The organism is Vibrio sp. ZF57 (genome assembly GCF_001691235.1).
GTDB lineage: Bacteria > Pseudomonadota > Gammaproteobacteria > Enterobacterales > Vibrionaceae > Vibrio > Vibrio crassostreae_C.
On record NZ_MAKD01000132.1, the window covers coordinates 1 to 6,590 of the forward strand.

Here is a 6,590-nt window from a genome sequence, read left to right on the forward strand (position 1 = left end):
AGAAAGCCAGCTTTCGCTGGCTTATGCACTAAATCCAAGGCTTGTTGCTATATCGCCTTTACGCTGGATAACCCATTGACTGTCAAATGGCCCCCAGTCGGATAACTGGTAATAGCCATCATTATGACGTCGCCCATCTTGAACAAACATAAGTTCGATACCGATCCCCGGTAACGCCTTGAGTACATCTTGAATAGTACGACGAGGCCACCCCGTTTTTTCGATGAGTTTAGGCACATTTGGCCTATCAAGGCTTTCCACTAACAATGCTAAATATAGCCGCCTTGCAAAAACAGGACTCAACTCCATTGACACCTCCTATATATGTGCAGCTCAATTATTTCTTTTTTCGCTGACAACATGTTGAGGCTGATCAATAAGTCTCCAATAGTGACATTTTCTTACGCTTTTTTTTCACTCTATGAAATATTCATCACTCTATTTTGTCTGAGTTGCTGCTTCCTGATAGGATTCAACTCATAACAATGAAATAAAATCACTCAAAGGAAGAATAATGACTATCACCATGTTTGGTATCCCAAATTGCGACACCATTAAAAAAGCAAAGAAATGGCTCGAAGCTGAAGGTATCGAGTTCGAATTTCACGATTATCGCAAACAAGGCATCACAGAAGAGCTAGTAACAAGCTTCTGCTCTGAGCTAGGTTGGGAGCTTGTGCTAAACAAACGTGGTACGACTTATCGCCAACTTTCTCAAGAACAGAAAGACACCCTAACAGAAGAAAAAGCGGTGACTTTGCTTGTTGAACAACCTGCAATGATCAAGCGCCCAATCTTAAAAGTTGAGGGTAAGCTTCACATCGGATTTAAAGCCGACCAATACGCGGCTATTTTTGCTTAGATCGTTGTATTTACATAGACAGACAACAGGACGTTGATCAGTGAATCAGCGCCTAAAAATTAATGACTAGACGTTTTATTTAAACAAGGAATTCAAGGATGACAGATAGCCCAACTTTGGCTCTGGCAAAAGACCTAATCAGCCGTCAATCGGTAACACCAGAAGATGCAGGCTGCCAAGACCTGATGATTGAACGCTTAAAAGCACTCGGTTTTGAAATCGAAGTGATGGTATTTGAAGATACGACCAACTTCTGGGCTCGTCGTGGTACTGAAGCGCCTCTGTTTGCTTTTGCTGGTCACACTGATGTGGTACCTGCAGGCCCAATCGAACAGTGGAACACTAAGCCATTCGAACCGACTATCGTAGACGGTTTCCTACATGGCCGTGGCGCTGCTGATATGAAAGGCTCTCTGGCTTCAATGATTGTTGCCGTCGAGCAGTTCATTGCCAAACACCCAGACCACACAGGCTCAATTGGTTTCCTGATCACTTCAGATGAGGAAGGTCCTTTCATCAACGGTACTGTACGTGTTGTTGAAGCATTAATGGCGCGCGGTGAAAACATCGATATGTGTATCGTTGGTGAACCATCGAGCACTGAGTTCGTGGGTGATGTCGTGAAGAACGGCCGTCGTGGCTCTATCACTGGCGACCTAACGATTAAAGGCACACAAGGTCATGTTGCCTACCCTCACCTAGCAAACAACCCAGTACACAGCTCTCTGCTTGCTATTAATGAGCTAGCAACAACTGAGTGGGATAAAGGTAATGATTACTTCCCGCCAACCAGTTTCCAAATTCCAAATGTGAGTGCGGGTACTGGTGCTTCAAACGTGATCCCTGGTGAGTTTAATGTTCAGTTTAACCTACGCTTTAGTACAGAGTTAAGCAACGACATCATCGTTGAGCGCATCACAACGACACTCGACAAGTATGATTTCGAATACGACCTAAGATGGACATTCAATGGCGACCCGTTCTTAACAGACGCAGGTTCACTGCTTGATGCTATTGTTGATGCAGTGGGTCACGTCAATGATGTGAAACCAGCACTGCTAACGACTGGCGGTACATCTGATGGTCGCTTTATTGCACGTATGGGCGGACAAGTGGTTGAACTAGGCCCTGTGAATGCAACGATTCACAAGGTTAACGAATGCGTGAAGGTAGCCGATTTAGAAAAGCTAACTGACATGTACGAAAGAACATTAGTGAACCTATTCGCTAAATAGTCTTTCATCAGCGATTCATAGCATCCAATTATTGAGAGACTCGTTATGACACCAGAGCAGCTTACCGGACAATCAGATTCTCATCTAGAGCCTAGCCTGATCGGCACCAAGACCTTCTTGGTCCACAGTGAGGTTAAGAATGACCTGAATAATTTGATTGAAGCTGCTCAGCTCGCTGGTTTTAAAATGGAGATTGCCAGTGGCTTTCGCGACTATGAAAGGCAATCTCTGATTTGGAACCGTAAGTTTTCTGGCGAAGCTCCGATATTAGATTCAGAAAGCCAACCTCTTGATGCTTCAAAACTGACCGAACAACAAAAGCTATCGGCTATCCTGAGATGGTCTGCGCTTCCCGGCGCGAGTCGTCATCATTGGGGTTGTGACTTCGATGTCTTTGCTCGTAACCACTTACCTGAAGGCATACATCTGCAATTAGAACCATGGGAATACCTTACTGGCCACCAGCAATCGTTTTACCAATGGCTATCAGTTCATGCTGCACAATTTGGTTTCTTCTTTCCTTACAGCCAAGATTTGGGTGGTGTGGCGATCGAACCATGGCATATCAGCCATCGCAAAGTATCGGAGTCGTGTTTATCACAGTTATCTCCGACTTTACTTGGCAAGCAACTCCAATCTAAGCCAGTATTAGGGTATGAGATTATTATGGAGCAGCTAGACGAGATCTATGCACGCTTCGTAGCGAATATCAGTCATTAGGAGCGCTTATGTTGGAGTGGCTTACAAACCCTTGGGTTATCATCATCATCGTAGTTAGCGTTGTTGTGGGTAACATCGCAGCGCTCAAACAGACAGCCAATATGGATCTGACGGGGCGTGGTAAAACTGAGCGAGATTTAGATAAGCTCAATCGCTTGGATAAACTTAACCAAGAGAAAGCTGAAAAAGAAGAATCCAAAGACAATAAAGACGCATAGCCTTTTGCTTTGGCTAATCAGCTTGATTGACCAATTTTGATTGACCAATGTAGCCTGATGACAACGAATACAATAAAAAAGAGGACACAGTGTGTCCTCTTTTTTATTTGCTTTTGCTAATCACAAGGCTGATTTAACTCAGCTTGTGACGGCTTGAATGACTACTCAGCTTTCGCTTCTTTGTCATCTTTGGTTTGGTCAGCAATATGCGCTAATACCGGAACCATAGACTTAAGCAGCTCTTCTTCTACTGGCTTACCTGATGCATCCGTTACGTTGATTGACGTACGGTTGCCAAGGTCACCAAATAGGAAGTTGTAAGTGCCTGGCGCTAAGTCGATAGGCTGTAGGCCAATTTCTTCCCAGAACTCATCATCTGGTGCTGCGTACTTCGCCTTCACCGTACCCTGAGATTGATTGCGTTCTTCAAGCTCAAAGCCCATTTCAGGCAACAAGTTAGGCAGACGCTGCCAGAATACATTGTATGGCGTACGAGCAATAATCACAGGGAAACCACTACGGTCAGCACCCATTGAAATTGGAATACGCTTCACCAACTCTTGCGCTTTCAGCGCCGCTTCAGCACGAAGGTTTTCATCGTACTTAGCCATAACTAGGTTGGTCAGGAACGCGTTGTAACGCTCTTTATTGGTTGCCGTTACTGTTTTCTCTTCAGTACCTTCACGCCAATCAATCAGATTAATCTTGAAGCCATGACGGTTGTTTGCTTGGAAGCGAGAGATAGAGTAACGACTACCAATCTCTACGTCTTCATCTTCAGAAACCCAAGTTACCCAATCGGTCTCAATCTCATTCTCTGATTGCTCACGAATACCAATACCACGTTGAGCCAGCATATCTACAGCCGTTTGCCACACGCGGTCTGCCTCTTCTGCGCGAAGAAGCCATAGTGTCACTTCACCGTTTTGACGCTCAGCACGAGCACCCGGGATCAGTTCAAGAACCTGTTGCGGTGGACGAATATCCACTTCACGACCAGTACCACCACTGAATTCACCGCTTGGGATGTCAAAATTTGGGTAGAACTGAGGCTGAGCATCTGCAGGCAATTGCCATTGTGAAAACTCAGGTGTTTCTAAGTATTCGAAATCATCTTTGGCTTGGCGACGTTGAGTCGGGTTGCCAGAACATGCTGTAAGAACGAAAACAGCCAGTGACCCAATCACTAGCTGGTGAGAATACTTCATTTATACTCCTAAATGCCGAAGGTTCGCTTCGGCATCACTTCATACGTTTTAGTAAATGCACGCTTCAGTCATTGCTTGAGCAACAACAGGTTGAGCTGGCTCTGACAGTTCAGTCAGCGGTAGACGTAAGCCACCTTCAGCAATCAGACCCATTTTATGAACCGCCCATTTTACGGGAATAGGGTTAGACTCAACGAACAAATTCTTATGTAGAGGCATCAAACGCTCATTGATCGCTTCCGCTTCTTCAAACTTACCTTCTTTTGCTAGCTTGAACATGGTTGCCATATCAGCGGCTGCAACATTGTTCGTTACAGAGATCACGCCATCGCCACCACGCTTAACAAATTCTAGGCCTGTTAAGTCATCACCACTTAGTAAGATAAAGTCTTCGCCACAAAGTTCACGGTGAATTGCAATTCTGTCGAGATCACCCGTCGCATCTTTCAGTGCAACGATGTTTTCGATCTCAGCAAGACGAGCAACCGTTTCTGGCAACAAGTCTACCGCAGTACGACCTGGAACATTGTATAGAATTTGTGGAACGTCACTGACTTCAGCAATCGCTTTGTAGTGTTGGTACAAACCTTCTTGAGTCGGTTTGTTGTAGTAAGGCGTTACGCTCAGGCAACCAGCAATACCAGAACCATTCAACAAACGGCTGAATAGAACAGATTCATGAGTTGCATTTGCACCTGTACCAGCGATAACGGGAATACGACCATCAGCAAATTCAACGATCTTGTTGACGACTTTGACATGCTCTTCAATAGTGAGTGTTGAAGACTCACCTGTTGTGCCAACCGCAACCAGACCATCACTACCTGCAGCAATATGGTGCTCAACTAACTTTTTAAGGCTGTCGAAATCCACTTCACCATCTGTATTAAATGGCGTAACTAGCGCAACGATACTTCCTGAAAACATGTCTATCTCCCTTAATTTATTCTTTTTGCATGTTACTGTAAGCCAATCAATAAACACAAGACATTAAAGTGGCTTACCGGCAACATCTGCATTAAATATTGTCGTATGTTTGAGGTAAAACGACTTCTAACGGCGTTCTACCTAGAATTTGGGTAACCTGCACTCAATCTAGCGGATAGCACATCACTGGATGTCAGTAACAAGTAAGCTGTGCTCTCATCGCTCTATCTCATTTTTTAACGCGCTCGATATTCTTATCATTGGTTGCATGTTCGAAGCAAGGTCGCACATAAAAAGCCCCGCACGCACGCTTATTCCACGAGCTAACTGTGCTAACATGCATGAATCAATGGAATATAAAGAGACGTGATTTTATGACTCAACATCTAGTAATCACAGCTGTGGGCACTGATCGCCCAGGTGTATGCAACCAAGTGGTTCATTTAGTCACCCAATCAGGCTGTAACATTATTGATAGCCGTATCGCCCTGTTTGGCGAAGAATTTACGCTTATCATGCTGCTGTCTGGAAAGGCAAACAACATTACCCGCGTTGAAACCACCTTGCCCTTGCTTGGACAAGAGCACGACTTGATTACGATTATGAAGCGAACCTCAACTCATGATGTTATTGAGAACTCTTACACAGTAGAGGTGTTCGTTGAGTCAGACGATAAAATCGGACTTACTGAGCAGTTTACCCAGTTCTTCGCAGACCGAAACATCGGCCTCGATTCGTTAAGTGCACGAACCATCAATAAATCTAAGGTTCAACTCGACAACGACCAATTCCATATCTCTATTACCGCTTCTGTGCAATCAGAATGTAACTTGATGCAGCTACAAGAAGAATTCGATTCGCTGTGTCAGAGCCTATCAGTCCAAGGCTCGCTCAACTTTATCAAAAACAGTCTTTAAAAAGGAAATGTCATGAATACGCTAACGGCTGGTGTTCCAGCACCTGCTTTTTCTCTTCCAGATCAAGATGGCAATATCGTATCTCTTGGTGACTTCAAAGGTAAAAAAGTACTTTTCTATTTTTACCCTAAAGCAATGACTCCAGGTTGTATTGTGCAAGCGGAAGGCCTGCGTGATATCAAAACACAGCTTGATGACCTAAACGTGGTTGTTCTAGGTGTGAGTGTTGACCCAGTAAAACGTCTACCAAACTTCGTTGAGAAGAAATCTCTAAACTTCACCCTGCTATCTGATGAAGACCACAGCGTTGCTGAACAGTTTGGCGTTTGGGGCGAGAAAAAATTCATGGGTAAAATCTACGACGGTCTGCACCGTATTAGCTTCCTAATTGATGAAGAAGGTCAGATTGAACATGTCTTCAACAAGTTCAAGACTAAGACTCACCACGAAGTGGTTCTAGATTACTTCAATCAAGAAGCTTAAGGGCGATTTGAGTGAGTTAA

Annotated in this window: 9 protein-coding genes; 6 read left to right on the plus strand and 3 right to left on the minus strand. The window is 44.4% G+C overall.

Going from position 1 to position 6,590, the window contains the following annotated elements; all coding sequences use genetic code 11:
* Positions 1-21 precede the first annotated feature (21 nt).
* Complete coding sequence (locus A6D97_RS19790; protein ID WP_004734273.1) at positions 22-309, minus strand: helix-turn-helix domain-containing protein; 288 nt, start codon at positions 307-309, stop codon at positions 22-24.
* Between the two features lie 205 nt (positions 310-514).
* Here A6D97_RS19790 and A6D97_RS19795 point away from each other — a divergent pair, with 205 nt between their 5' ends.
* The 4 genes from A6D97_RS19795 to A6D97_RS19810 all read left to right on the plus strand — a co-directional run bounded on the left by A6D97_RS19795 (position 515) and on the right by A6D97_RS19810 (position 3,035).
* The gene (locus A6D97_RS19795) at positions 515-862 is read left to right on the plus strand and encodes an ArsC family reductase (RefSeq protein ID WP_017060699.1); all 348 of its coding nucleotides are present in this window, start codon (positions 515-517) and stop codon (positions 860-862) included.
* A 98-nt stretch (positions 863-960) separates the two neighbouring features.
* Complete coding sequence (gene dapE, locus A6D97_RS19800; RefSeq protein ID WP_017060700.1) at positions 961-2,097, plus strand: succinyl-diaminopimelate desuccinylase; 1,137 nt, start codon at positions 961-963, stop codon at positions 2,095-2,097.
* A gap of 45 nt (positions 2,098-2,142) precedes the next feature.
* The gene (locus A6D97_RS19805) at positions 2,143-2,817 is read left to right on the plus strand and encodes a M15 family metallopeptidase (protein ID WP_017063385.1); all 675 of its coding nucleotides are present in this window, start codon (positions 2,143-2,145) and stop codon (positions 2,815-2,817) included.
* An 8-nt stretch (positions 2,818-2,825) separates the two neighbouring features.
* A complete protein-coding gene (locus A6D97_RS19810; protein ID WP_019821638.1) occupies positions 2,826-3,035 on the plus strand; it encodes a DUF2897 family protein in 210 nt (69 codons plus the stop codon).
* A 161-nt stretch (positions 3,036-3,196) separates the two neighbouring features.
* On the opposite strand, the gene bamC is transcribed toward A6D97_RS19810, so the two are convergent.
* A complete protein-coding gene (gene bamC / locus A6D97_RS19815) occupies positions 3,197-4,243 on the minus strand; it encodes an outer membrane protein assembly factor BamC (protein ID WP_065585103.1) in 1,047 nt (348 codons plus the stop codon).
* 48 nt (positions 4,244-4,291) lie between these two features.
* Positions 4,292-5,170: a 4-hydroxy-tetrahydrodipicolinate synthase gene (gene dapA / locus A6D97_RS19820; protein ID WP_017060704.1), complete on the minus strand. Its 879-nt coding sequence runs from the start codon at positions 5,168-5,170 to the stop codon at positions 4,292-4,294.
* Between the two features lie 374 nt (positions 5,171-5,544).
* Between dapA and A6D97_RS19825 the strand changes: the two genes are divergently transcribed.
* Entirely contained in the window at positions 5,545-6,087 is a 543-nt protein-coding gene (locus A6D97_RS19825) for a glycine cleavage system protein R (RefSeq protein WP_017060705.1), read from the plus strand.
* Between the two features lie 12 nt (positions 6,088-6,099).
* Positions 6,100-6,570 carry a thioredoxin-dependent thiol peroxidase gene (bcp, locus tag A6D97_RS19830; RefSeq protein ID WP_017060706.1) on the plus strand — a complete coding sequence of 157 codons (471 nt, stop codon included), beginning with the start codon at positions 6,100-6,102 and terminating at the stop codon, positions 6,568-6,570.
* The last annotated feature ends 20 nt before the right edge of the window (positions 6,571-6,590 follow it).